At 39.1% G+C, this 24,079-nt stretch carries 22 protein-coding genes; 16 read left to right on the top strand and 6 right to left on the bottom strand.

The genetic code is table 11. The features are described from left to right. Positions 1-13: 13 nt before the first annotated feature. The 3 genes from ACHUFV_RS10770 to bphC all read left to right on the top strand — a co-directional run bounded on the left by ACHUFV_RS10770 (position 14) and on the right by bphC (position 2,545). On the top strand, positions 14-1,192 hold the full coding sequence (locus ACHUFV_RS10770) for an acyl-CoA dehydrogenase family protein (protein WP_394233920.1): 1,179 nt from the start codon (positions 14-16) through the stop codon (positions 1,190-1,192). 79 nt (positions 1,193-1,271) lie between these two features. Continuing rightward, complete coding sequence (locus ACHUFV_RS10765; protein WP_394233918.1) at positions 1,272-1,601, top strand: non-heme iron oxygenase ferredoxin subunit; 330 nt, start codon at positions 1,272-1,274, stop codon at positions 1,599-1,601. Positions 1,602-1,663: 62 nt separating this feature from the next. Beyond that, on the top strand, positions 1,664-2,545 hold the full coding sequence (bphC, locus tag ACHUFV_RS10760; RefSeq protein ID WP_394233916.1) for a biphenyl-2,3-diol 1,2-dioxygenase: 882 nt from the start codon (positions 1,664-1,666) through the stop codon (positions 2,543-2,545). A gap of 182 nt (positions 2,546-2,727) precedes the next feature. Here bphC and ACHUFV_RS10755 read toward each other — a convergent pair whose 3' ends face one another. After that, positions 2,728-3,804: a LysM peptidoglycan-binding domain-containing protein gene (locus ACHUFV_RS10755; RefSeq protein WP_394233915.1), complete on the bottom strand. Its 1,077-nt coding sequence runs from the start codon at positions 3,802-3,804 to the stop codon at positions 2,728-2,730. A gap of 176 nt (positions 3,805-3,980) precedes the next feature. On the opposite strand from ACHUFV_RS10755, the gene ACHUFV_RS10750 reads away from it, so the two are divergent. Further along, entirely contained in the window at positions 3,981-5,003 is a 1,023-nt protein-coding gene (locus ACHUFV_RS10750) for a DUF3231 family protein (protein ID WP_394233913.1), read from the top strand. Between the two features lie 107 nt (positions 5,004-5,110). On the opposite strand, the gene ACHUFV_RS10745 is transcribed toward ACHUFV_RS10750, so the two are convergent. Continuing rightward, on the bottom strand, positions 5,111-5,278 hold the full coding sequence (locus ACHUFV_RS10745) for a hypothetical protein (protein WP_394233911.1): 168 nt from the start codon (positions 5,276-5,278) through the stop codon (positions 5,111-5,113). Positions 5,279-5,445: 167 nt separating this feature from the next. Here ACHUFV_RS10745 and ACHUFV_RS10740 point away from each other — a divergent pair, with 167 nt between their 5' ends. From ACHUFV_RS10740 to ACHUFV_RS10730, 3 genes are read left to right on the top strand one after another with little or no spacing between them, the layout of a single operon-like run. Further along, positions 5,446-7,002: a spore germination protein gene (locus tag ACHUFV_RS10740; RefSeq protein ID WP_394233909.1), complete on the top strand. Its 1,557-nt coding sequence runs from the start codon at positions 5,446-5,448 to the stop codon at positions 7,000-7,002. Positions 7,003-7,021: 19 nt separating this feature from the next. After that, positions 7,022-8,236 (top strand): Ger(x)C family spore germination protein, encoded by a 1,215-nt coding sequence (locus tag ACHUFV_RS10735; RefSeq protein ID WP_394233907.1) that lies wholly within the window; start codon positions 7,022-7,024, stop codon positions 8,234-8,236. Beyond that, the gene (locus ACHUFV_RS10730; protein ID WP_394233905.1) at positions 8,236-9,324 is read left to right on the top strand and encodes a GerAB/ArcD/ProY family transporter; all 1,089 of its coding nucleotides are present in this window, start codon (positions 8,236-8,238) and stop codon (positions 9,322-9,324) included. The genes ACHUFV_RS10735 and ACHUFV_RS10730 overlap by 1 nt, the downstream gene beginning before the upstream one ends. 112 nt (positions 9,325-9,436) lie before the next feature. On the opposite strand, the gene ACHUFV_RS10725 is transcribed toward ACHUFV_RS10730, so the two are convergent. Continuing rightward, positions 9,437-10,306, bottom strand: coding sequence for an amidohydrolase family protein (locus ACHUFV_RS10725; protein ID WP_394233904.1), 870 nt, complete (start codon positions 10,304-10,306; stop codon positions 9,437-9,439). Positions 10,307-10,648: 342 nt separating this feature from the next. Between ACHUFV_RS10725 and ACHUFV_RS10720 the strand changes: the two genes are divergently transcribed. Next, positions 10,649-11,968, top strand: a complete 1,320-nt coding sequence (locus tag ACHUFV_RS10720) for a GntP family permease (protein WP_394233902.1) — start codon at positions 10,649-10,651, stop codon at positions 11,966-11,968. Positions 11,969-12,092: 124 nt separating this feature from the next. Here ACHUFV_RS10720 and ACHUFV_RS10715 read toward each other — a convergent pair whose 3' ends face one another. Beyond that, positions 12,093-13,868: a GMC family oxidoreductase gene (locus ACHUFV_RS10715; protein ID WP_394233900.1), complete on the bottom strand. Its 1,776-nt coding sequence runs from the start codon at positions 13,866-13,868 to the stop codon at positions 12,093-12,095. Between the two features lie 267 nt (positions 13,869-14,135). Between ACHUFV_RS10715 and ACHUFV_RS10710 the strand changes: the two genes are divergently transcribed. The 3 genes from ACHUFV_RS10710 to modB all read left to right on the top strand — a co-directional run bounded on the left by ACHUFV_RS10710 (position 14,136) and on the right by modB (position 16,798). Continuing rightward, complete coding sequence (locus tag ACHUFV_RS10710; RefSeq protein WP_394233898.1) at positions 14,136-15,242, top strand: ABC transporter ATP-binding protein; 1,107 nt, start codon at positions 14,136-14,138, stop codon at positions 15,240-15,242. Between the two features lie 88 nt (positions 15,243-15,330). Continuing rightward, positions 15,331-16,140, top strand: a complete 810-nt coding sequence (modA, locus tag ACHUFV_RS10705; RefSeq protein WP_394233896.1) for a molybdate ABC transporter substrate-binding protein — start codon at positions 15,331-15,333, stop codon at positions 16,138-16,140. After that, complete coding sequence (modB, locus tag ACHUFV_RS10700) at positions 16,118-16,798, top strand: molybdate ABC transporter permease subunit (RefSeq protein WP_394233894.1); 681 nt, start codon at positions 16,118-16,120, stop codon at positions 16,796-16,798. The genes modA and modB overlap by 23 nt, the downstream gene beginning before the upstream one ends. 144 nt (positions 16,799-16,942) lie before the next feature. Here the strand turns inward: modB and ACHUFV_RS10695 are convergent, their stop codons facing one another. Next, on the bottom strand, positions 16,943-17,281 hold the full coding sequence (locus ACHUFV_RS10695; protein ID WP_394233892.1) for a YmaF family protein: 339 nt from the start codon (positions 17,279-17,281) through the stop codon (positions 16,943-16,945). A 302-nt stretch (positions 17,282-17,583) separates the two neighbouring features. Between ACHUFV_RS10695 and ACHUFV_RS10690 the strand changes: the two genes are divergently transcribed. The 5 genes from ACHUFV_RS10690 (at position 17,584) to ACHUFV_RS10670 (ending at position 23,037) form a co-directional block, all read left to right on the top strand. After that, positions 17,584-18,294 (top strand): DUF421 domain-containing protein, encoded by a 711-nt coding sequence (locus ACHUFV_RS10690; protein WP_394233890.1) that lies wholly within the window; start codon positions 17,584-17,586, stop codon positions 18,292-18,294. A gap of 121 nt (positions 18,295-18,415) precedes the next feature. Further along, entirely contained in the window at positions 18,416-18,886 is a 471-nt protein-coding gene (locus ACHUFV_RS10685) for a tRNA (cytidine(34)-2'-O)-methyltransferase (RefSeq protein WP_394233888.1), read from the top strand. Between the two features lie 193 nt (positions 18,887-19,079). Continuing rightward, complete coding sequence (locus tag ACHUFV_RS10680) at positions 19,080-20,738, top strand: LytS/YhcK type 5TM receptor domain-containing protein (RefSeq protein ID WP_394233887.1); 1,659 nt, start codon at positions 19,080-19,082, stop codon at positions 20,736-20,738. Between the two features lie 132 nt (positions 20,739-20,870). After that, positions 20,871-21,653 (top strand): LytR/AlgR family response regulator transcription factor, encoded by a 783-nt coding sequence (locus ACHUFV_RS10675; protein ID WP_394234457.1) that lies wholly within the window; start codon positions 20,871-20,873, stop codon positions 21,651-21,653. 136 nt (positions 21,654-21,789) lie between these two features. Further along, complete coding sequence (locus ACHUFV_RS10670) at positions 21,790-23,037, top strand: L-lactate MFS transporter (protein ID WP_394233885.1); 1,248 nt, start codon at positions 21,790-21,792, stop codon at positions 23,035-23,037. Between the two features lie 59 nt (positions 23,038-23,096). On the opposite strand, the gene ACHUFV_RS10665 is transcribed toward ACHUFV_RS10670, so the two are convergent. Beyond that, a complete protein-coding gene (locus ACHUFV_RS10665; protein WP_394233884.1) occupies positions 23,097-23,804 on the bottom strand; it encodes a hypothetical protein in 708 nt (235 codons plus the stop codon). Positions 23,805-24,079: the final 275 nt, after the last annotated feature.

Below are 24,079 nucleotides of genomic sequence, written 5' to 3'. Positions count from 1 at the left end.
AGGAGGCTTTTAAATGTCAAACGAACTATTAAAGTCAGAAATGACAGTTGAACAGTTACTAGTGGGGGCAGAAAAAATCGGTAAGCTTGCTGAGCAGGAAGCTGTAGAAGCAGATCAAAATCGGACTATATCTGAAAGCGTTGTCAATTCGATTAAAGAAACGCAAATCTCTCGCATGTTACTTCCAAAGAAATATGGCGGCCCTCAAATTGATTTAAGAACATTTGCTCAAATTATTCGAAAGGTTTCCTATCATAATATTTCAGCAGGATGGTTGACATATCTTTACCCGCTTCATAATTCACTTCCATCGTATCTACCGGAAAAAGGGATGGACGAAATTGCAACATCTGGAGGATTAATCGTTGATGTCTTTGCTCCTGTAGGAAAAGCAGTGAAGGATGGTGATGGATATCGCATATCAGGAAAATGGCATTTTGCCAGTGGTGTTTTGCATAGTGAATGGATTGGTCTTGGGGTCATCATGGAATTACCGGATAGCACAGGACCAGAGTTTTGTATGCCTCTATTGAAAACATCTGAAGTGGAGATTTTAAACAATTGGGATACCTTTGGTTTAAGAGGTTCTGGAAGTAACTCGGTCATTGCCGATCATGTGTATGTACCGATTGAGCGGATCTTGCGTTTAGATCGAGTAGCGGTTGAAATGAAACGTCCGCCTTTTGATTACTATGATAAAGAATATCCATTTTATCATAAACCATTTTTCTCTGCCTTCTATATTGGATTCCAAAACATAGCACTTGGCGGAGCGGAGCGTCTGTTAAAAGAATTTAAAGAACGGACGGAAAAAAGGATTCGTCTTGACGGAACACCTGAAAAAGAATCCCCGCGCAGTCAAAGGGTGCTTTCAGAGCTAACGATGAAGTATAAACAAGCAGAGTTATTGGTCAACCATTATATTGAATTGCTAGAGAACTTTGATGAAAATAATCCGACACCAGCAGAAGAGTTCTTTGCTATCAGGGCAACAGCAATCAAGCATTGTACAGAAATCGCAAATCGAATCCTTTTAACATTAGGAGGAGCAGCCCTTTCTAAAGGGGACATTGTAGAAATGATGACAAGAGATATCTTATCTGTTGCCACACACATTACTGCGTTATATGAAGACTCCGTTGCAGATTATGGTAAAAATCTCTTTGGTTATGAGACAACTCGAAATGGTTAATGAATTAATGTTGTATGCAGCTAAAATTTTTAGCCTTATACAATAATTAATCGATAAAGTATCAAAGGGTGAAAAGGAAATGGCTTTTACAAAAGTATGTACGTTACAGGATATACCAGAAAACAAAGGTTTAAAGGTGAAGAATGGAGAGACTATTGCAGCCATCTTTAAAAGGGATGGAAATGTATTTGTAACACAGGACCTTTGCTCTCATGGGCTCTGGTCATTATCGGAAATTGGGTACTTGGAAGGTAACCAGGTTGTATGCTCCTTGCATATGGGGAAATTTTGTTTGCATACAGGCAAGGTCAAATCATTACCACCTAACCAGCCGCTGAAAAAATATCCGGCTCGCGTTAAAGGGGAAGACGTTTATGTTGCTTTTGATGAAGGATACATGGCGGAATAGGATATGCATAAAAAATAGGATAGATAGAATGTGAATATAGGACAAAAGAAAGGATGATCAAAATGACTATTAAACAATTAGGTTATTTAGGTTTTTCAGTAAAAGACGTACCTGCTTGGAGTCAATTATTGACAAGTGGGCTGGGGTTGCAAGAAGTGGAAAGCAATAATGAAACGGCCCTATTTCGCTTAGATTCTAGAGCATGGAGAATTGCCGTTGATTATGGCGAAGAAGATGATGTCTCTTATATTGGGTTTGAAGTAGCCAATGCTCAAAGCTTAGAACAGCTGACGGAGAAGCTGATCCATAAAGGAATTGAAGTTAGGACAGGTGATAGTGGATTAGCAAAACAACGCGGCGTACTTGATATCATTTCATTAACAGATCCACATGGTCAGCCGCTGGAAATCTACTACGGTGCGACCGAAGCCTTCAATAAACCGTTTGTGTCACCGGCAGGAGTGTCGGGTTTCCTTACTAGTGAACAAGGGCTGGGACATATTGTGCGCAATGTTCCAGATATACAGGAGGCAATGTCATTCTATACGGAAATGTTAGGCTTTAAGTTATCCGACGTTATTGAGATGATTGTTGGCCCGATGGTTATTCCTATCTACTTCTTACATTGTAACGGACGTCATCATACGCTTGCACTTGCCAGTATGCCGATGCCAAAGCGGATTCAGCATTTCATGTTTGAAGTGAAATCACTGGATGATGTGGGGCATGCTTACGATCGTCTTGACAAAGAGGATGCTATTACTCTATCACTTGGAAAACATAGCAATGATCATATGATTTCCTTCTATGCGATGACACCATCTGGAATCGAGGTCGAGTATGGTTGGGATGGCAGACCGGTTGATGATGCTTGGAGTGTAGTAAGACATGACACTATCAGTGCATGGGGGCATAAGCCACTCAAGCTAACCCTAAAAGTATAATTTCAAGATACGAGGCCGCGCCATTGTTTAAAAACAGGGCATGATTCGATAGACAATTGAATCATGCCCTGCCTGTTTAGTTAGGATGAAACATCGATGACTAATGAAAGAAATTTATTAATTAGATACTAATAATAATTATTGGGTAAACGATTTTAGAAAAAGACTTTATTTCAAGGTCTCTAATCCTGTTCCGTATAAATCATTAACCAGCTTGTTGAGAAATTAGGTGTTCCGCCCCAGCGAGTGGTTTCAGCACCCCAGTGTGTGTTGGGATGGGTGGTGCTTAAGTGTTTGTTCACAATTTCAAAGATTTTCTGATCCCCGCCAGCTGCGAGAAAGCGCTCAGTATCTTTCGTTGTTGCTGGGTCAAAGTTAAAGTTCACATTCTCACACGTCGCACAAGAAAAGCCGTGCGAATAGGATAACGATCGAACAGAACCTGCGTTGTTTGCTTGTAACAGATTGTTAACCTGGCGTGCAATTCGATCAAGTCTCGCATCCGCTGGGTAGACAGCATAACCAGCATTCGCTTTGGTTTTTTTTGCAACCTTGATACATACTGTTCCCCAGTGGAGTGTTGCTTGCGGATGCTCATATTGAACATTCTCCACGGTATAGTCAATCTGTTTGACGTTGTATTTCTCTAAAATGCTATTCACGATGGACATGGACCATTCATGAACAGCTAAGTTGAATAGGATGTTGTCTATTTTAATCCAGCCGTTTTCATATCGTGCGTTGAGTGTCCCGTATTTATTTAACTCAGATTGATTTAAGTCAGAAATAATGGCATTAATTATTTTTTGTGGAACATTACTTTTTATTGGATACTCCGTGTCATTCCCAGGTGACGAGGTTATGGCTAATTTGTCTCCCCGATAGATTAGGTCCGGATTCACGATATAATTTTTCTCAGCTATCGTATACACCGTGCTATTATAGGCATTAGCAATTTTCCACAGGGTATCGCCCTTTTTTACAGGATGAATCCTTATCCCTGAACCGACAGGAACCTTAATCTTGCTTCCTATTTGTAAATTAAGTGGATCCAGCTGTGGATTTATTGAAGAGATATTCTGAACAGAACTATTAAATCTTTTACTTAAAAAGTAGAAGGTATCATCTTTTCTGATCGTATAGTTGATGGTAGTACTGTTTTCCTTTGCAGTCGCCTTTAACAGGGATTCACTTGGAGCAAATACTATCCCAAATACCATAGTCAAACTTACAATCAGCTTTCTTTTGTGTTTCACCATTTTCGCTTCCTCCAACTTGTTATAGATTCATAACAAGTATTGTTTACAGATAAAGCCAAAATATTTGGTGAAATCATAACTTGTAGTCACTAGTCCTTTCTTGTTCCAAAAACCATTAATACTTTAGGTAATTTTTGGGTAAGGTATTTTTAGGTTATATCTTTTGGAGGTTACTTATGGAGGAAAAAGGACAGCAAATCAGGCTAACTGCAGGTGAAATGGCGCAGCTTTGGATTCAATATCTAAATGATAGCTCCAGCATATGTGTTCTTTCGTTTTTTTTAGAAAAAGCTGAGGATGAAGAAATTAAGCCAATTATTCAATTTGCTTTAGAGTTATCCAAATCACATATTGAAAAAATTACAGCTATTTTAAAAGAGGAAAAAAATGTAGTTCCATATGGTTTTAGTATAAAAGAAGATGTAGACTTATCTGCTCCTCGACTTTATTCTGACAGTTTTGTCCTTAATTTCATCAACCAAATGGCCAAGATTGGCCTCACATCATATGCTGGCAGCGTATCAGCATCTGTAAGAGAGGACATAAGGAACTATTATATGGATTGCCTAGACGAAACCATGCAATTATATAAAAAATCAACGGATTTATTATTGTCTAAAGGATTATTTATCAGGTCTCCCAGCTTACCTAATATAGAGAAGGTTGAGTTTGTGAAAAAGCAATGGTTTATGTTAGATGTGTTTGGAGAGAAAAGACCATTAACAGCCGCTGAAGTAGACAATTTATTTGCCAATCTCCAAAGAAACGCATTGGGAGTCGCGGCACTCACTGGATTTAGTCAGGTTGCACAAGATAAGGATGTAAAACAATTCTTTATAAAAGGATTAGAAATTGGCAATAAACACATTAAATTATTTAGAAGTAAGTTAGAGGAAAGTAAACTCCCTGCACCTATGGGATGGGATTCAGAAATAACAAATAGTACAGCCTATACATTTTCTGATAAACTTATGATATTCTATACATCTGGTTTGATTACCTTGAGTGTAGGGTATTACGGTACAGCTGTTAGCCAAAGTCCTAGAGGTGATATTAGTGCCATGTATAACAGGCTATCATTAGAAGTTCAGTTGTATGCTGAAGATGGGGCTAATATTATGATTAAAAATGGATGGTTGGAACAGCCCCCAATGGCATCGGATAGAGATGAATTAATAAGGAAAAAGAATCAATTATAAATTATAATTAAAGTCCTTCTGTAAAATGAAAGGACTTTTTGCATTTTCATTTGAATTTATGAATCGATCTTAAAATATCTAATTTGAAGGATTTCTCTCGCATTCATTCATGGTTTCTTCTTTATTAATTTAATTGAAAACCCTCTTCTGGTCATAACCATCCAAATAATCATCGGTGCTAGGAAATTGAAGGCTAGAACAATTACAACCGTTGACCAAACAAACCACTTCGCATTTAATACATATACATAAATCCAAGAATGATAAAGATCCATAAAATAGATTTCCCCCTACTTGAAGCTTCTGATTTCATAATTACCAATTATGGTCAATACAAACCCTTAATATAAGAAATTAAAAAACCATAATCCCTACTGAATAAACCATTTATACTTTGTTAATAAAAGGAAGGAGAAACTTTTTTCAGCAAAGGGGCCTGCACATGTCATCCTTGCAAGAAAAACTAAAACAACCATTTACTCGTGATATTGTAACGAATATGAAGACGATAGAAAGCGTATTTGCAAATGATATAGATGTGTTAAAACGCGACTTTTTTTTTCATGAAAATAAAAGCATACCAGGTGTATGCTTTTATACCGATGGGCTTGCTAACACCCAGCAGGTTGAAGAAATCATCAAATCATTGTCGTTATACAAAGGGGATGAAATTTTAAACTCGGAAGGCGGGATGGCTGAAACTATTAAAAAGAACCTCCTTATTAATGCATCGGTTATGATTATCGATAACTTTGAAAAAGGAATTAATGGCATTTTGATGGGGGATACAGTTGTATTGTTAAGTGGTAGTAGGCAGGCATTTCTTATTACCACCAGAGGCTGGGATACAAGGTCAGTTACTGAACCGCAAACGGAACAAGTCGTCCGAGGCCCTCGAGATGGTTTTACAGAAAGTATTCGAACGAATACTGCGCTTGTCCGAAGAAGAATCCGAGATCCACAACTTCGCATTGAAGGTATGCAGATTGGAAAGAAAAGCAAAACGGATATTAATATCGTTTATTTGGAAGGTACAGTGAAAGAAGGGCTGGTTAAAGAAGTCAAAAAACGTCTTGAACAAATTAAAATAGATGCTGTTCTTGAAAGTGGGTACATAGAAGAATTAATCCGGGACAGCCCTTGGTCTCCGTTTACAACGATCCAAAATACAGAGAGGCCTGATAAGGTAGCTGCGGGTATCCTAGAAGGACGAATTGCCATATTTGTTGATAATACACCATTCGTATTGATCGTACCAACTTACTTTTGGGAATTTATTCAAGCGAGTGATGATTATTATTCCGGATTCATGGCTGGATCCTTCTTCCGTATTGTTCGGTATCTTGCCTTTATCATTAGCCTTACTTTGCCTTCTATTTATATTATGCTCGTTAGTTTTCATCAAGAGATGATTCCTACCGAATTGGCTCTTACAATAGCTTCTGGAAGGGAAGTTGTCCCATTCCCGGTTCTTGTGGAAGCTTTAATTATGGAAATAGCCTTTGAACTAATGAGGGAAGCAGGGCTTCGGATGCCTAAACCGGTTGGTCAAGCGGTTAGCATTGTTGGATCCCTTGTAATTGGGCAGGCTGCCGTTCAGGCTGGAGTCGTGTCACCATTTATGGTTATCATCATAGCGCTTACCGGAATTGCCTCCTTTGCTATACCCAATTATTCAGCATCCATTTCCATTAGATTAATTCGCTTTCCGTTATTAATTGCTTCTGGAACATTAGGTTTAATGGGTTTCTCAGCAGTATTTGCCCTTATTGCCATTCACGCTCTTTCGATTCGCTCGTTTGGTGAACCTTATCTTGCACCAGCTGCACCTTTTCAACCGTCAGATCAAAAGGACATTATTCTAAGGTTCCCTTGGTGGAAAATGGATAAGCAGCCGTATCTAGCTGAAGGAACAGAAGATCGCGCAATAAACAATTTAGAGCCAAAACCCCCTGAGAAAAGTCCTGACTCGAAACAAGCAAAAAAGGGTAAACAATGATGAGGCGGGAGAATGAATGATGATTTTTCGATGGAAGGCCGTTCTTATGTTTGCGTTTATGGTGATTCTTACGTCAGGTTGTGCTGGTAAAACAGAGATTAATGATTTAGGGCTGGTTATGGCTGTTGGCCTTGACAAAGGAAAAGAGGAAGGGACGATACAGGTTACTGCACAAGTTGCTCGTCCTGCTGATGCACGGGGGCAGACAGGAGCACCATCTGGTCAAACAGGTGAACCAATATGGTCATCAACCGCAACAGGTGATTCTATTTTCACAGCCATTCGCCATCTTGGTAAGCACTCCTCCCGCCGGATTTATTGGGCCCACAATTTCGTTATTGTCATAAATGAGGATTTAGCAAAAGAAGGAATTGCGGATATTCTCGATTTTTTCACCAGAAACCATCAGCTTAGAATGCGAACATTGGTAGTTGTTACACCTGATCCTGCCAGTAAGCTGGTGTCTACGATTACCGGCCTGGAGGTTGTTCCTGGGCAAGCGATCAAGGATCTTTTCCAATATAGTTCCATTACTATGGCAGCTCCCAAAACAGAAATGATTGACCTGCAATCTGCCTACTTAAGTGACAGTACTCATCCAGTCTTAGCTAGGTTATCGTTAGAGGAGCATGGCATTTCAAATAAGAAACCAACTGCAAAGGCAAATATTAAACAAATTGAATTGGTTGGAACAGGTGTCTTTAAGAATGACAAGCTCATAGGAACGATTGGCCCAGAAGATACAAAGGGACTGCTATTTTTCCTTGAAAACGTTAAATCTGGTGCAGTTGCGGCACAGTGTCCGTCCAATCCTGATAAGTTTATGACTGTGGAGTTAAGATATCAAAAATTTGATGCCACACCAACCTATAAAGACAACCAGGTTGGCTTTGATGTTAAACTTAAATCTTCTGTCCAAGTAGTAGAGGCAGGCTGTCCTTTTTCTCTTAAGGATCGACAACAAGTGAAAGAACTGGAGACACAGATTGAAGAAAACTTAAAGGGAAAAATCGAGAAGATCGTTCATTTAGCTCAAAAGGAATATAAAGTGGATTTTCTTGAGTTGGGCAAAGTCTTTAATAATCGTTTTCCAGCCGAGTGGAAAAAAATAGTACCAAATTGGGAAGATGAATTCACTAAAGCAAAGATTAGTGTAGAGGCTGATGTTCAAATTAAAAGTTCAGTTTTATTATATCAACCTACTCAATCTGGCAAGAAAAACGAGGGGTATTGATGAAAGTTCAAATTTCAACCGGGATGCTAATAGCGATTATTATCAATACGGTATATGCAAAAGCAATTGGACTAACACAGGGAGTAATGGCAAGGGAAGTCGGAAGTGATGTGTGGATATCGACAATCATCGCTATACTGGAAGGTGTGATGATGATGTTGCTTACCGTCATGGTGATGCGCCGTTATCCAACGGGCGATATAATGGATCAGAGCTTGAGGTTAGTAGGTAAATGGTTCAGTAAATTTATTAGTCTCACTGTATTTTTCTTTTTTCTATGTGCCTACGGGGCAATCATGACAACCTACGTCTATCACCTAATGGATTATTTTTTGCCTGAGGCTCCTGTTTTCCTCTTTATTATCATTGCCTTTATTGTTGGTTGCTACGCGGCTTACAATGGGGTTGAAGTGATTGGAAGAATGACCCTATTCGGTGTGTTTTCTGTATTAGCATTGAACATCCTGCTTATGTTTGGATCCCTATTCCAGTTTGATGTCCGTGAATTGCTCCCTACCTTCCAATCCGGTGTCATCCATACAGCTTGGGCTAGTAGACATCACGCGGCAGATTGGGCAATGGCGACCATGACAGTTGCGGTTATTTTACCTTATGTAAAAAACCTGAAAAATTGGGGTAAATCTAGTACAGTAGGTGTCTTGTTTGGTGGGGTTGTCATTGTGATGTGGCCAATTTTAGAGGTTGGTGTGCTAAGTGCGGAAGTTACCGCACACTATATTGTTTCTTGTATGCAAATGGCCAGAAGCGCTGAAATTGGACACTTTATTCATCGGTACGAAATGATTATGATTGCCTTTTTTGCCATATCGATTCTAACTCAAATAATGATGTGCTTTTTGTGTGCCTCGACGGCTGCCTCAAAGGTGTTCGGGCTGAAAGACTACCGGCCCATGATTATTCCGGTTGCCCTCATTTTAAGTTGTTTTGGAAGTTGGATCGTGTTTGATCACTACAGAGCAATGGAATTTTTAGAAACAATCTGGGTGGAAGTAGCTATATCGATAGCAATGGGGGTTCCGATTACACTAATCATTTTAGGATCTTTCTTTAAAAAGGGCAACCGTTAGGAAACAGAGGGACGGTTTTACATTTCTTGAAAAAATCCTTAAAATGAAATGGCAGAACCGTCTCCATGGATACATTGAAGAAATGCAAATTCAAAAAGAGTTAGAAGGGTAATTATTGTATTATAGAAATCAATTCCCCAAAGTTCTTTCCTAGTATGCCTTCCTTTTGATGTTCAGGAATTTGAAGTGAATCAATCCATCTCCTCTTTTCTCCATAATCATATTGATTATATTGTTTCATCCCATAGGGGCCATCACAGCCATAAAGAACTTTTCGATAGCCTAACGCTTCCACGGCCTTCTGTACTATTGATGGAGTAAGATAATCGCTTGAGGTGTCAACATATACATTTGGTTGATTTATTGCATATTTCCATAGTTTTCTCCAAAAAGGGAGTCCCGCATGTGCATAAATGACCTTCAGTTTAGGGTAGTGCTCCGGCAAATATTTAAAGGAATTTTTTTCAGATGATAGATGAATCATCATGGGAATCCCTTTTGCTTCACACATCGCTGCAACAGGATCAAGTGTCCTAATCGAATATTGATGCATAAATGGATGTGCCTTAACACCAATAAATCCCTTTTGGTTAAGATAGTATTCGAGTTCTTCCACGGTTTCAGGAATTGTAGGATTCACGGCTGCCCATCCTAAAAAACGTTCTGGATATCGGCGGATAGCCGCAGCTACCAGATCATTGTCTGGTTTTGCAAAGATTTTATAAGACTGGCCATAAAGGTTAAAAAAGCCATCACGAACTAATCCATTATAAATAGGAAAACCTAAAGGAGGGACGTGCAGGATTAGGGAGCGGAATAGATTTTGTACATAATATTGAAAGGTGCTGTCTACTTCAAACATCGTCTCGTTCATTGGCGCAATCAAGGCCGTTTTTGTTACATAATTTTGGTCCATGCCTTCTATCATTTTTTCGAGCGTCAACATCGTTTCATCTATATGAAAATGGCAATCAACAATCATATTCATCCTCTCCTCTGAAAGTTTCTATCAACCCCCGGATAACCTACTCGGTGTTTCACATATCAAGCACTATAAAACTATATTGATCATAATACCATCATACGAAGTTTTAAAGAATTACCAATTTATTTTCGGGTGGGAGGAACCTAAATGATCCTCTTTTCCCTCAAATGGAAGCTTCCATTTCATTGTATTTTACTTGCTCGAACTCCTCCTAATGTCCAAGAATTTAATTCTAAAAAATTAGCTTATCTATATAAATAGTAATGAGGTCTGCTTATCCTTTTTTCGTTCCGTAAGCTCTGTAAGCGATTTCTAACAACCGGGGGGAGGAAAAACATAATGCTAAGCATGATTGGTTTAATTGGTGGTCTCATAATCCTTATTGTTTTAACGATGAGAGGGATGAATCTTCTCATTGCGGGTCCACTGAGTGCTTTATTTGTTGCTGTATTAAGCGGGATGCCATTATTTCCGCAATTAGCAGCAGAAGGGGAAGCAAACTTTGTTGGTAATTATATGACTGGATTTACCGGGTTTGTGACCTCATGGTATCTTATGTTCCTACTGGGAGCTATTTTTGGAAAGGTGATGGAGGACAGTGGGGCAGCGAGCAGTGTGTCGCAGTGGATTGTGAGCAAGCTTGGCATGAAGCATGCGGTGTTAGCCATTGTTATTGCTTGTGCCGTTTTAACGTATGGCGGCGTCAGCCTGTTTGTTGTGGCGTTCTGTGTCTATCCAATGGCCTTAAGCTTATTTCAACAAGCAGACCTGCCACGGCGATTTATTCCGGCAGCACTGGCGTTTGGCTCCGTGACCTTTACGATGACATCTGCCGGTTCACCAGAAATTCAAAACTGGATTCCAATTGAATATTTAGGTACCACTCCATATGCAGGGTGGGAGGTTAGTTTAATTGTTGCTGTATTTATGATGATCTTTGGCTATTGGTGGTTAAAACGAATGATTACAAAGGCAGTTGCCAAGGGAGAGCGGTTCGTTACCAGAGAAAATGATCCTATGCTTGAAAATAGAAAGCTGCCAAATCCATTGGTCAGCCTCATTCCACTGCTTGTCGTTTTAGTGATTTCGTTTATTTTCCATGATTCTTTACAGCAATCAGCCTTAATTATCGCTCTGTTAGGCGGTGTCATTGCAACCTATGTCCTAAACCGCAATTATTTTCAATCCTTCTGGGAAGCGCTTTCTGAAGGGACGATGGGAGCGCTGGTGGCAATCGGTAATACGGCTGCAGTCGTTGGGTTTGGCGGTGTCGCAAAAGCAGTACCTGCATTTGAAACGGCGGTCAATGCCATGACAAGTATTCCGGGAAGTCCCTTAATCGGGGGAGCTATTGCTGTCAGCGTGATTGCAGGAATGACCGGATCTTCATCGGGAGGTCAGGCTATTGCCTTGCCGCTGCTTGCACCGCACTATATGGATATGGGTGTCAATCCAGAAGCCTTGCACCGTGTTGTTTCGATATCTTCAGGTGCATTGGATTCCCTGCCGCATAACGGATACGTAGTGACAACCGTTAGAGCGATTTGCGGGGAATCCCACCAAGATGCCTATAATCCAGTTGGAGCCTTAACCGTTATTGTGCCGGCCCTCGGAACCATATTAGCGATAATTTTATTTTCTTTAGGCTTAGGGATTTAATGAGTTGGTGGCATTTGTACAAAGCTTCAGTTGAAGAAAAGATAGATTCAATGAAAGGTTTCGATTAATTAAAAATGAAACGCCGGTGCTTCCGGCGTTTTACTAGTTTTTTAGAGGAAATCATTTAACTCTCTGAACTTTCATCCTTTTCGTCTAACTCTTCCTCAACAAAATCCTCGAATTCATGGTCGTTAACCACATAAGGGTGGGGATCATTTTGAATAAACCTTACTGCATTCAATCCTATCATTTGTGCTGCTAAGGAAGTATTACCATCTGGTAAAATAGGTGCAATAGAAAGGTCAGCTACCTTCAAGTTTTTGGTTCCAAAGACATCGAGAGAAGAATTTACAACCCCATTCCCGATGTCCGTTCCCATTTTACATTGTCCTCCGAAATGGGTAAAAATAGAATAGGAAGCTCTAACAAAAGCTGCTAACATCGCACGTTTTTTATTCTCATCGTCCATTTTAAATATACTTTCATCAGGATAGACTACTTGATAGATACCTTCTTTATCAAGCTTACGAGCCCTGACAATCATTTTGTACGCCTCAATATATCGATCAATCATGAAATTTAGGTCATCTAGATTTGACAGCGGGTTTAAGTCAAGTGATGGATACGCCTCTGGATCACTATGTGCAACCATTACGGTGCCGCGGCTTCCTGGATTTACATCTACAATTCCAATACTCATGACATTACTTTTATTTTCTTCATTAAATCTCCAACCATTTATAGCCACTACCTGACTAGGTATAAAGAGTGTATCTGGCGCACCTAATAATTGAAGGCGCCTTCCTCCTGTAGGGTTGTCCACCTTTTTAAAAGCTTTAAGTGTAAGTGGTTGATTAGGGTCTGCATCCAAAACCTGAGTAAGTCTGCTTGTTTCCACTCTGACCCCCATACCGACATAAAAATGCGTTTGGAAGTTGTAGCCTACTTGAGGGCTTTCTACTAAGGTAGTTATCCCAGCATTCACTAAATCGTCAGTCTTTCCAATCCCTGATCGTTGAAGTATGACGGAAGAAAACTGGCCGGCAGAGACAATAATACCCTTCCGTGCGAACATGGTTTGTGAAACTCCGTCTTTTATAAATTCAACACCAACAGCGATTTGAACCCCTTTTTTCTGTTGAAATAAGATTTTGTTCACTGTCGTTTTAGCTAAAATGATTAATTTTCTCTTGCCAACTCCAAATTCGTCAGCTTGAAATTCATTTCCTTGCGTTACTACATCGTCGTTTAAATATCCAGTTGCTGTTGAAGAACGTACTAGATTATTATTTTCCATTTTTTGAGTAAATTGACCTTCTAGAGATGTGACATCTCTTATCCCTGAATTATAATCTTCCTTAATTGGGATGTTAAAAACCTGCGAGGTGGCTTGTGTTAAGGTTTGGATTAATCCTTTATTTGGAATGTTTTGTTGTCTTACATAAATAGGCCCTTCATCCCCACGTTCTTCAGGGCTTTGTGTCATTCCTGTATAGTTTTCATTTTTAATAAATAATGAGCGAACATTTTTGTAGCTCCATGCAGGATTTCCAACTAGAGTTGCCCATGTATCATATAGATCCCTGCTTCCCCTTACAGCGTACATAGCATTATGTTCAGAACTCCCGCCAATGGCTCGTCCGCTTGATGTGATGAGTTGACGTGCGATATTTTGTTGAATTCTCGTTGCGATATTGAAAGAAAATTTGTTATCTGTGGAATTTCCAAGTGCAACTAAAACATTAGGGTTACTAAACTGTTCCGTCATGTTTGTTCCTGCTTCAAGCACAAGTACACTCGTACGATGGTCATCCGATAATTTTTTAGCAACAATGCCCCCTGCTGTTCCTGCCCCGATTACAATATAATCGAAAACATTCTTATCCTTTTTTTTACTCAAAAAATCATCTCCTTTTTTCTATTAAGTTATGATGACTTAGAGTAAAGGAAATGATATTGTTACCTATTTATAAGAAATTGTGCTATTTACTTTGTTAAATCTGCCATATTCCCTTCCTATTGAGAGCCTTAACCATTTAGTTAACTCCCGAAAAATCTATCATTGATTATATAATAATAAGTTATAATTGGTTATAAATGATAGGATTTAGGTATTTGAAGAAGCTATTGAATCACAGGACAAAACACTTATTAAAAGGATGGCGTTATGGCTGAAATACAACTACAACATCTATATAAAACCTACCATAAGGATATAACGGCAGTAAAAGATTTCACTCTTGATATTCAGGATAAAGAATTTATTGTGTTGGTAGGGCCTTCAGGCTGTGGGAAATCAACTATATTGCGTCTAGTAGCGGGTCTTGAAGAGCTCTCACAAGGAAATATTCTGATGGATGGCAAGCTTATGAATCATGTTCCTCCAAAAGACCGTGATATTGCTTTTGTTTTCCAAAACTATGCTCTTTACCCACATATGAATGTATATCAAAATATGGCATTCGGCTTGAGAAATCGTCACGTTCCGAAGGCTGAAATAGATCGCCGTGTGAAAGAGACTGCCCATCTATTAAATCTCGAAGGATGTTTAGCACGTAAACCAAGGGCTCTTTCTGGCGGGCAGCGTCAGCGTGTAGCATTAGGGCGTGCGATTGTTCGAGATGCTAAACTATTCTTAATGGATGAGCCGCTGTCCAACTTAGATGCAAAGCTTCGGGCTCAAATGCGTACGGAAATTACGAAGCTGCATCAGCGTTTACAACCGACAGTCCTTTATGTGACCCATGACCAAACAGAAGCAATGACAATGGCAACACGCCTTGTGGTGATGAATAACGGGGTGGTACAACAAGTGGGTGCGCCTAAGGAAGTATACGAAAAACCTGAAAATATTTTTGTTGGGAGCTTTATTGGCTCGCCAGCGATGAACTTTTTTAATGCTAAGCTTCTAGATGGCAAAATTCAAATAGGACAGGCCTTCATTCAAATTCCTGAAAGAAAAATGATGCAGTTACGTAATCAGGGATATATGAACAAAGACATCATAATGGGTATACGCCCAGAGGACCTTCATGACGCAGATGTCTTTGTAGAAGCCTCAACAGCTTCTATTATTGAAGTGGAAATAGACGTTATTGAATTACTAGGTGCAGAAAATATTCTACACTCACAAATTGCAGGTCAGCCATTGATTGTCCGTCTCGACACACGCTCACAGGTTAAACAAGGACAGGTCTTCAAACTAGCGGTGGATATGAATAAAGTGCATTTTTTTGATAGCAAAACAAACTTTCGCATTCATCTAGAAGGATAGAAAGAAGAAAAACATTCATTTTGATAAGTAGTTATAATAAGATATAAATAGTTATAATTAATGAGATTTTCAAGCTTGAGGTGGATACATGCAGAAAGTGATTAAGTCCGTCAGTATTCTGTTAGTTTTACTAATGATGACAGTGGCGTGTTCTAATAACCCGTCAGACAAGCAGCAGACTAATAGAGTATCTGATAGTAAGGCAAAGGTTGAATTAACCATTTCAGCAGCTGCTAGTTTGAAGGATGCAATGGATGTGATTCAACAAAGCTATCAAGAAGAACATCCCGAAGTAACGCTGAAATTCAACTTTGGCGCTTCTGGTTCATTACAGCAGCAAATTTCGCAAGGAGCGCCAGTGGATCTATTTTTCTCAGCAGCAGAAGATAAGTTCGATTTCCTGGTAGAGGAAGGAAGCATTGCAAAAGAGGACGGATCGGATCTTCTTGGAAATGAACTCGTACTAGTTGTCCCTAAAGGGGATCAAACGATTAAAGGATTCGAAGCTCTAAAAAAAGCAGAGGTAGGTAACATTTCAATTGGAACTCCTGAAACGGTGCCTGCAGGGACATATGCAAAAGAGTCCCTTGAAAAAATGGATATCTGGCAAGCTGTAGAATCAAAAACAGTTTTTGCAAAGGATGTCCGTCAAGTTTTGTCATATGTAGAAACAGGCAATGTTGATGCGGGAATTGTGTACAAAACAGACGCATTGGTTTCTGATAAAGTAAAAATTGCTGCAACCGCTGACCCAGCCACACACACACCTATTATTTATTCTGTTGGGATTATCAAGGATTCTAACCAATACGAAGCAGCCAAAGAATTTTACGAGTATTTACAAGGTGACGAAGCAGTAAAGGTATTTGAGGAATATGGATTTACTGCTAAATCGTGATTTTATGCAGGAATTCTTAAGTCCCATTTGGCTATCGTTAAAAATAGCTTCTATAGCTGGTGTGGTTGTTATTATGCTAGGAACGCTGTCAGGACGATTATTAGCTAGAAAGTCCTTTAAAGGGAAGGCGATGGTGGAGACGATTTTCATGCTTCCGATGGTTCTTCCTCCAACAGTTGTTGGGTTTTTTCTGATTGTCATCTTTGGACGAAATAGCCTAGCTGGAAAGGCGATTGAATGGCTTTTTAAGCAGCCTATCATTTTTACTTGGTGGGCGGCCGTTATTGCTTCAATTGTTGTAGCCTTTCCACTTATGTATCAGTCCGCAAAATCAGGATTTCAAGGAGTGGACCCTGATATTGAAGATGCAGCGAGGATAGATGGAGCGAATGAATGGAGAATTTTCTTATTTATTTCGATTCCGTTAGCTTCAAGGGCCCTTATTTCTGGAAGTATCCTAAGCTTTGCACGGGCATTGGGTGAATTTGGTGCTACCTTAATGTTCGCCGGTAACATTCCGGGAGAAACCCAAACCATTCCTACAGCGATTTATATAGCAATTGATTCTGGTAATATGCAAATGGCATGGCTGTGGGTGATTTCCATTGTCCTACTTTCCTTCATCATGCTATTGGTTGTCCGAGTCAAACAAGAATAATGTAATAAAGGCAGACAAATTTTTGTCTGCCTTTAAGCCATTGATGAATATCATTAAAAAATGATCTCAGTCCATATCTGTTTTCAGTAAACGAGTGCATTTTATATACTCTCATCACTATGGGCAACCATCATGTAAGGTTATCTATTTATTACCTGGAGCTGGTTGGTCAACACCTTTTACGTGATGCTTATGTCCATGGTTTTCTGACGTATAAAAGTCATAGTAGTGCACATGCATTCCATTTCCAACTACAATGGCAGGGCCTGAATAGGCTTTATAATAATGGAAATGTCCATCTTCATACATAACATAACCTTCCGTATAATGAATATGACTTCCATCATGAGTTTGAATGGGTGGAGAGGTCACATCTAAACATTGATGAACATGACCATCTGCTACACCCGTATAATCTACAGAACCATGATTATGATCTGGTACGAATCCCTGTACAAATGAATCTTTGCTTACTCGTTTCATCATATCACCCCAATTGAAAAATTTGATACATAGGTAAATAGGACAACCTTGTAAAAGATATGTTGAAAAATAGTAAATCATTCTCTGAAAAGAATGTGAGTGTCATTTGTTCAGATAAAATAATTAGAGATTGTAGTGAAAATGGAATATCTTATATCACTATCATAATTTAGGAAAATCAAGGGAAAATAGTGAGGTATTAATCAAGACGTATTAACTAAAGGGGTGAATTGTGGCAAGTTTAAAAAACAAGATAGTACTTATCTTTTCTTTATATGTAGTGATATAGGGGAGATGCTAATTTGGAAATCTTTTATCATGCAATTATTATTTTCATGGCAGGATATTTGTTTTTAAGAGTGACTGGGAAAAAAGCCGTTTCTCAAATGGATACTTTTGATTTATTGTATATCTTTGTCCTTACAAATATTATTAGTTCACCCCTTGAAGTTGAAAGTGTAGGAAAGGCCTTAAACTATGCTGTCCTCATCGTTATTTTTTATAAAGCTTTCATTCGTTTATCCTTACATAATAAATTAAGATGGATCCTGTATGAACGCCCAACCGTGTTGATTCGAAATGGTGATATCGATAGAGAAGGCTTGAAAAAGGTACGTATGCCAATGCATGAATTATTGTCACATCTAAGGGTAAAAGGGTATACATATACCCAGCATATAGCGATGGCAACGATGGAGGAAACAGGAGGTATTAGTGTGATTCCGAAGTCGGAATACAGACCAGTTCAAGTGAACGATTTACATTTGAAGGTGAAAAAAGCATATCTTCCTATTCCGCTAATCATGGATGGTCAAATTATTGATCATAATTTAAAATACCTACAGCTGGAACAAAAATGGTTACTAAGCGAGGTAGAAAAAGCAGGTAAACATGTAGGGGATATTATGTTAGCTACTTTTTTAGAAAATGGAACTATATCTATAGATGATAACGAAATTACAAATCATGAAAATGATCCCTATTACTATACGCCCGGAAAAGAAAATAAATGAAATGTTGAAAGAAATGAGTCGTAATCAATAGAAATAGTAAAACCAATCCTATGCTTTTACATATCTCCGCAATCCTTATGCTATAATTTGAATGGGAAAATAAAGATAGAGGTGACCATTCTTGGCAATACATGTAGTACTATATCAACCAGAAATTCCGGCTAATACAATCAATATTGCACTTACTTGTGCTGCAACGGATACAGCCCTGCATTTAATCCGTCCGCTTGGCTTTTCAACAGATAAAGAAATGATTGAACGAGCAGGTATTGATTACTGGGATTCTGTAAACCTAACGTATTATGACTCGTTGGAGGAGTTTTTTTCTAAGAATCAAGGTGAATTTTACTATATAGAGACATTCGGTGAAAAAACACATTCAGGCTTTGATTTCAGTGATGAGTCAAAAGAGCATTATTTTATGTTTGGAAGAGAATCAACGGGTATCCCAAAGGATTTACTAGAAAATAATAAAGATCACTTTTTTCGAATACCCATGAATGAGCATGTTCGTTCGCTGAACCTTTCGAACACTGCAGCTATATTAGTGTACGAGGCTTTACGCCAGCAGGGTTATCCCCATTTAAAATAAAAATCTTCCTTCATGGAAGGTTTTTTGTTTTGATTGTTCATAGAGAAATTTTGTGCACTTTGGAGTGTGGATGAAAATGTAGGTGAAACTGATATAATAATTCTGTTTCGTAGTTTTTTTAGAAGTATTGCTGTCTTGCGGCTGCATGCATGATAAAGAAATTCACTTCAAGCTTGGTTAGAGAGGAAGACAAATGAATACATCATTAGAAATGCTTATCCATTTATTTGAACGGGCTGCTTTACTATTAATCAGCCTTTTCTTTATGATTCGAATCCCGCGATTTAAGGAATCCCTTCAAAAAGAAAAGCATTCACCCGTTGAGCGTCTCATTATTATACTCGTGTTTTGCCTGTTTGCTATTTTTGGCACCTATTCTGGTATTAATGTCGAAGGCTCCCTTGTCAATGTTCGAATCATTGCCATTGTCTCTGGAGGAATTCTCTTTGGACCGTGGGTCGGAGTAATTACCGGGATTGTTTCCGGCGTGCACCGATATTTAATTGATATTGGCGGGATTACCTCCGTTCCATGCCTGATTACCAGTATCATCGCCGGTATTACCTCAGGTTATATTAATAGAAGAGTGAAAAGATCCTTGCGCTGGATCTACGGAATCATCGCGGGAATGCTCGTGGAAGTATTGACCATGCTGCTGATTTTGGCGATGGCCGATCCCTTTGAGCTCGGCTTAGATATTGTTTCCAAGATTGCTCTTCCAATGATTATTGGGGAAGTGAATATTGGTCTGATTGTGCTTTTAGTCATGAGCGTGGAAGGAGAAAAGGAAAGGATTGCGGCCAGACATGCGAAGCTGGCGCTGGATATTGCGAATAAAACGCTACCGTACTTTCGTTCTATTAATGCCGAATCGCTGAGAACCATCTGTTCTATTATTAAAGAGGATATAAAGGCAGATGCAGTAGCCATAACAGATACTCATAATGTCCTCGCTTATGTAGGCTTTGGCGAGGAAAGATATAAAATTGGACAAGAAATTATTAGTGATTTTACCAAAGAGGCCATTCGCAGCGGGGAATTTGTCATCCGGAACCATGTGGAGGATGAAAAGACACCACAAATTCATTCCCTTCTCATTGTGCCCTTTGAGGAGCACCAAGTGATTTCAGGAACATTAAAAATCTATTATCGTAAGGCCAATAAAATGACCTTCTCCCTTCAGACAATGGCCATTGGGCTTTCGCAAATTATTTCGACATTAATGGAGGTTTCGCGGATTGAACAGATTCGGGAGGAGGCCAATAAAGCGGAGCTGAAGGCCCTTCAAACAAAGATTAATCCGCATTTTCTATTCAATGCCTTAAATGCGATTGCTTCCACGACAAGAAGGAACCCGGAAAAAGCACGGGAATTGATTATCAACCTTTCCGGTTATCTGAGGTATAACCTGGAGGTAACCGACGAATTAATCGATATTCATAAGGAACTAGCACAGGTCCGTGATTATGTAGCAATAGAGAAGGTACGCTTTGGCGACCGATTAATGGTGGAATATGATATTGATGATGTCCACCTTCAACTGCCAAGCTTACTGATTCAGCCATTAGTGGAGAATGCAATTAAACATGGTATCTTACAAACAAAGGGTCCGGGTGTCGTAACGATTACAGTCAAGGAACTTGAAGATAAAATAAGGATTAGCGTCAAGGACACGGGTCCCGGTATAAAGGAAGAAGTCATTCAGCAAATGCAGCAGGATAATGTTCCAGCTAATAAAATTGGCTTATACAATGTCTACCAGCGTGTCAAACTAATCTATGGAAAAGGGCTTGTAATCCGTCGTCTAAACCCTGGAACTGAAGTCTATTTTGATATTACATCTAGTAAATAATAGTGTTGAGGCTTCAACTGTTTGTGTTAGATTGTTCAGCCTTTAAGATGCTGGTGGGGCGCTGGACCATACACCCCGCAGGCGTTTTTCAACTGGTAACTTTTACAGCCATGATAGGAAAAAGGTGAAATGATGAGAGCGATTATTGTAGAAGATGAAATTCCAGCTCGTGAGGAACTGGAATACTTAATTGAAACATACAGCAAAATTGAGATTACTAATTCCTTTGATGATGGATTAGATGTGCTGAAATTTTTACAGGAACAGCAAACCGATGTGATTTTTCTGGATATCAATATACCATCGCTTGATGGGATTCTATTAGCCAGCACCATCAGTAAATTTAATAAAAAGCCCTATATTGTCTTTACGACTGCCTATAAAGAGCATGCTGCCAAGGCCTTTGAGCTTGAGGCTTTTGACTATATATTAAAGCCATATGATGAGAAGCGGATTGCCGGGATGCTAAGCAGGCTGGAGGCAGACTTTAATCGAAGCCGGGAAGAAGCAGTATTGCCTACGAATCAGACTCTTACACCTAACGTTCATTCGAAGGCTGAAGGGGAAGCAGGACAGCCGAAATCCACTAATCGGATTAATTTAAAGAAAAATGATAAGATCATTGTGACGGATGTTAATGACGTCTATTATGCCGTGGCCAACGAAAAAGTGACATTGGTGTATACCCACAAGGAGGAATACACGATGCCGATGAGTATATCGGAATTTCATGCGCAGCTTCCGGAGGATTTATTTTTCCGCTGCCATCGTTCCTATACGGTTAATTTGACAAAAATTAGGGAAATTGTTCCGTGGTTTAATCAAACCTATATGCTGAGGTTAAATGGGTTAACCGTCGAGGTTCCTGTTAGCAGAAGCAAGGTGAAAGCGTTCAAGCAGATAATGCATCTTTAACTGTCATTCATTCCGAATATTCGTCATCTCATTCTGGAAACGATTTCTTTCCTTTTTTCAGTGGTATGATCGTCATGTAAACAAAAGAAAACGTATACGTGACCTTCCAATACAGAAGAAAAGAGGAGAAATGATCATGAAATCAACAAATGAACGCCGTTGGCTGATCGTTATGGGTACAATTATTGTTCAAATCGGTTTGGGTTCCATCTATACCTGGAGCCTTTTCAACCAGCCTTTAGTGGATCTTTTTCACTGGAAATTAAATTCAGTTGCTTTTACATTCTCAATCACAAGTTTAGCACTGGCATTATCTACGTTAGTGGCAGGAAAGCTTCAGGATAAACTAGGACTTCGCCGTTTAATCGGGATTGCCGGAATCATTTTAGGAGCAGGACTGATTTTTAGCTCACAAATTAATTCTATGTGGATGCTATATGCTTTAGCAGGGGTTGTCGTTGGGGCAGCAGATGGTACTGCCTACATAACCTCCTTATCCAATCTGATTAAGTGGTTTCCAGAGAAGAAAGGGCTTATCTCAGGAATTTCCGTTGGTGCGTATGGTACAGGTAGTTTGCTATTTAAATATATTAACGGATCATTAATCCAAACAGTTGGGGTAACACATGCGTTTCTATACTGGGGAATGATTGTGCTGCTATTGGTAGTTGGTGGCTCATTCCTAGTACGTGAAGCAAAAATGGATCAACAACAGACTGTTCTAAAGGGCAGCAGTCAAAAGGATTATACTGTAAAAGAAATGCTCAAAACGAAAGAAGCCTATCTACTATTTGTCATCTTCTTTACAGCTTGTATGAGCGGGTTATTCTTAATAGGAATCGTGAAGGATATTGGCGTGAAAATGGTCGGACTTGATGTGGCAACAGCTAGTAACGCAGTAGCACTCGTTGCTATCTTTAATACAAGCGGCCGGATCATTCTCGGAGCATTGTCTGATAAAATGGGTCGTTTACGAGTTGTATCTGGTGCACTTCTAGTAACAGCCGCAGCCGTAACTGTACTAAGCTTTGTGGAATTAACTTATGGTTTATTCTTTGCCTGTGTGGCTGCGATTGCCTTTTGCTTTGGTGGAAATATTACGATATTCCCTGCTATTGTAGCTGATTTCTTTGGATTGAAAAATCAAAGCAAAAACTATGGAATCATCTATCAGGGCTTTGGAATTGGAGCAATTTCTGCTTCCTTTATTGCCTCCGCATTAGGCGGCTTCATTCCTACCTTTAAATTAATTGCTATTTTAAGTATCGTATCCGTATTAATCGGAATGATGATTAAGTCACCAAATCAAGGTTTACCTAAAGAGAAGGATAAAAAACAGCGTGGGAAAATTGGCATGCTGACTTCTGATACAAAAGCAAGTTAATCACGATAAAAAAAGAACGGCAGTGGATTCCGGTTAATGGAAAGCTGCCGTTTTTTTTGCTAGTTCAATGAACGCTCTGCTAGATATAAATTTTCAAAATTTATATGGTTTCCAGCCATTAACCTTGGTACGACCACTTCTTTTGCGTGCATATATCCTATGTACTTTATGTTATCGCTTTCTTTTCGTTTTTTATCCAATTCTTTTATTTCAGAACGAATCTTTTCATACAGTAACTTACTATCAGAATTAGACTTAAATTTGTTGAACCATAGAGAACACAAAACGGTGTTCGAAAGGGTATACCCTCTTTCATCATTATTAATTCTATCCAGGGATACGGCGAAGTCACCGCCATCAAGATGAAATGGAAGGTTCGTATAGAAGCAGCGTCCGTCTTGTTGGTCGTATAGCCATTCCACAAAGTCTAAATCAATTTCAAAAGGAAGCTTTTGTTTACTATAAAACAATTCGCCTGTATTTATTTTAGAAACGCGATACTTTGCGTTGGTGTAGCTGTTATATAGTTTTTGATGTAATTTACAATATTTTTGATATCCGACGTCTTTTCTAAAATGGAAAAATGAAAGCGGGTTGAAATACCCACATCTAGGACAGTATTTATATTGTTCCTCTGTTTTTTCGTCATAATATACATATTCGAGCCGATTTCTTCTTTTGTATTGGTATTTTACGATTTTTAGTTCGTGCAAACCTACAAGCTTCCGAAATCGATTCTTTTCTTCCCAAGTGGTTCCTTTACTCACTTTGACAGCTCCTTTAGTTAGAGAATACTTGATTAAGGTGGTTAGGGGAAATAGGATGCATTTCTTTATCATCATATGTTTTTCATCCTATACTATTCTGTTTTTTGCTAAGCTATTTTCGTTTATTAAGAGAAACACTCCATGATATTGATTATTAGAAACAAGGGGATGGTTCTAGTTTGCTGGAATAGTATTAAAAGTCTGCCAGAAGTGAGCCATTCTAACGACAACGGTAAGGGATAATGAAGGAAATCTGTCAGAAGTGAGCCATTCTT

Origin of the sequence: Niallia oryzisoli (assembly GCF_043641075.1) — a bacterium.
GTDB classification, from domain to species: domain Bacteria; phylum Bacillota; class Bacilli; order Bacillales; family Cytobacillaceae; genus Bacillus_BD; species Bacillus_BD oryzisoli_A.
This window is presented reverse-complemented; position numbering and strand designations above follow the sequence as displayed.

What these genes read in the sequence shown, in the direction of transcription:
- ACHUFV_RS10770 (WP_394233920.1), top strand. Translation starts at nt 14, where the DNA reads ATGTCAAACGAACTATTAAAGTCAGAAATGACAGTTGAACAGTTACTA.
- ACHUFV_RS10765 (WP_394233918.1), top strand. Translation starts at nt 1,272, where the DNA reads ATGGCTTTTACAAAAGTATGTACGTTACAGGATATACCAGAAAACAAA.
- bphC (WP_394233916.1), top strand. Translation starts at nt 1,664, where the DNA reads ATGACTATTAAACAATTAGGTTATTTAGGTTTTTCAGTAAAAGACGTA.
- ACHUFV_RS10755 (WP_394233915.1), bottom strand. Translation starts at nt 3,804, where the DNA reads ATGGTGAAACACAAAAGAAAGCTGATTGTAAGTTTGACTATGGTATTT.
- ACHUFV_RS10750 (WP_394233913.1), top strand. Translation starts at nt 3,981, where the DNA reads ATGGAGGAAAAAGGACAGCAAATCAGGCTAACTGCAGGTGAAATGGCG.
- ACHUFV_RS10745 (WP_394233911.1), bottom strand. Translation starts at nt 5,278, where the DNA reads ATGGATCTTTATCATTCTTGGATTTATGTATATGTATTAAATGCGAAG.
- ACHUFV_RS10740 (WP_394233909.1), top strand. Translation starts at nt 5,446, where the DNA reads ATGTCATCCTTGCAAGAAAAACTAAAACAACCATTTACTCGTGATATT.
- ACHUFV_RS10735 (WP_394233907.1), top strand. Translation starts at nt 7,022, where the DNA reads ATGATTTTTCGATGGAAGGCCGTTCTTATGTTTGCGTTTATGGTGATT.
- ACHUFV_RS10730 (WP_394233905.1), top strand. Translation starts at nt 8,236, where the DNA reads ATGAAAGTTCAAATTTCAACCGGGATGCTAATAGCGATTATTATCAAT.
- ACHUFV_RS10725 (WP_394233904.1), bottom strand. Translation starts at nt 10,306, where the DNA reads ATGATTGTTGATTGCCATTTTCATATAGATGAAACGATGTTGACGCTC.
- ACHUFV_RS10720 (WP_394233902.1), top strand. Translation starts at nt 10,649, where the DNA reads ATGCTAAGCATGATTGGTTTAATTGGTGGTCTCATAATCCTTATTGTT.
- ACHUFV_RS10710 (WP_394233898.1), top strand. Translation starts at nt 14,136, where the DNA reads ATGGCTGAAATACAACTACAACATCTATATAAAACCTACCATAAGGAT.
- modA (WP_394233896.1), top strand. Translation starts at nt 15,331, where the DNA reads ATGCAGAAAGTGATTAAGTCCGTCAGTATTCTGTTAGTTTTACTAATG.
- modB (WP_394233894.1), top strand. Translation starts at nt 16,118, where the DNA reads ATGGATTTACTGCTAAATCGTGATTTTATGCAGGAATTCTTAAGTCCC.
- ACHUFV_RS10695 (WP_394233892.1), bottom strand. Translation starts at nt 17,281, where the DNA reads ATGAAACGAGTAAGCAAAGATTCATTTGTACAGGGATTCGTACCAGAT.
- ACHUFV_RS10680 (WP_394233887.1), top strand. Translation starts at nt 19,080, where the DNA reads ATGAATACATCATTAGAAATGCTTATCCATTTATTTGAACGGGCTGCT.
- ACHUFV_RS10675 (WP_394234457.1), top strand. Translation starts at nt 20,871, where the DNA reads ATGAGAGCGATTATTGTAGAAGATGAAATTCCAGCTCGTGAGGAACTG.
- ACHUFV_RS10670 (WP_394233885.1), top strand. Translation starts at nt 21,790, where the DNA reads ATGAAATCAACAAATGAACGCCGTTGGCTGATCGTTATGGGTACAATT.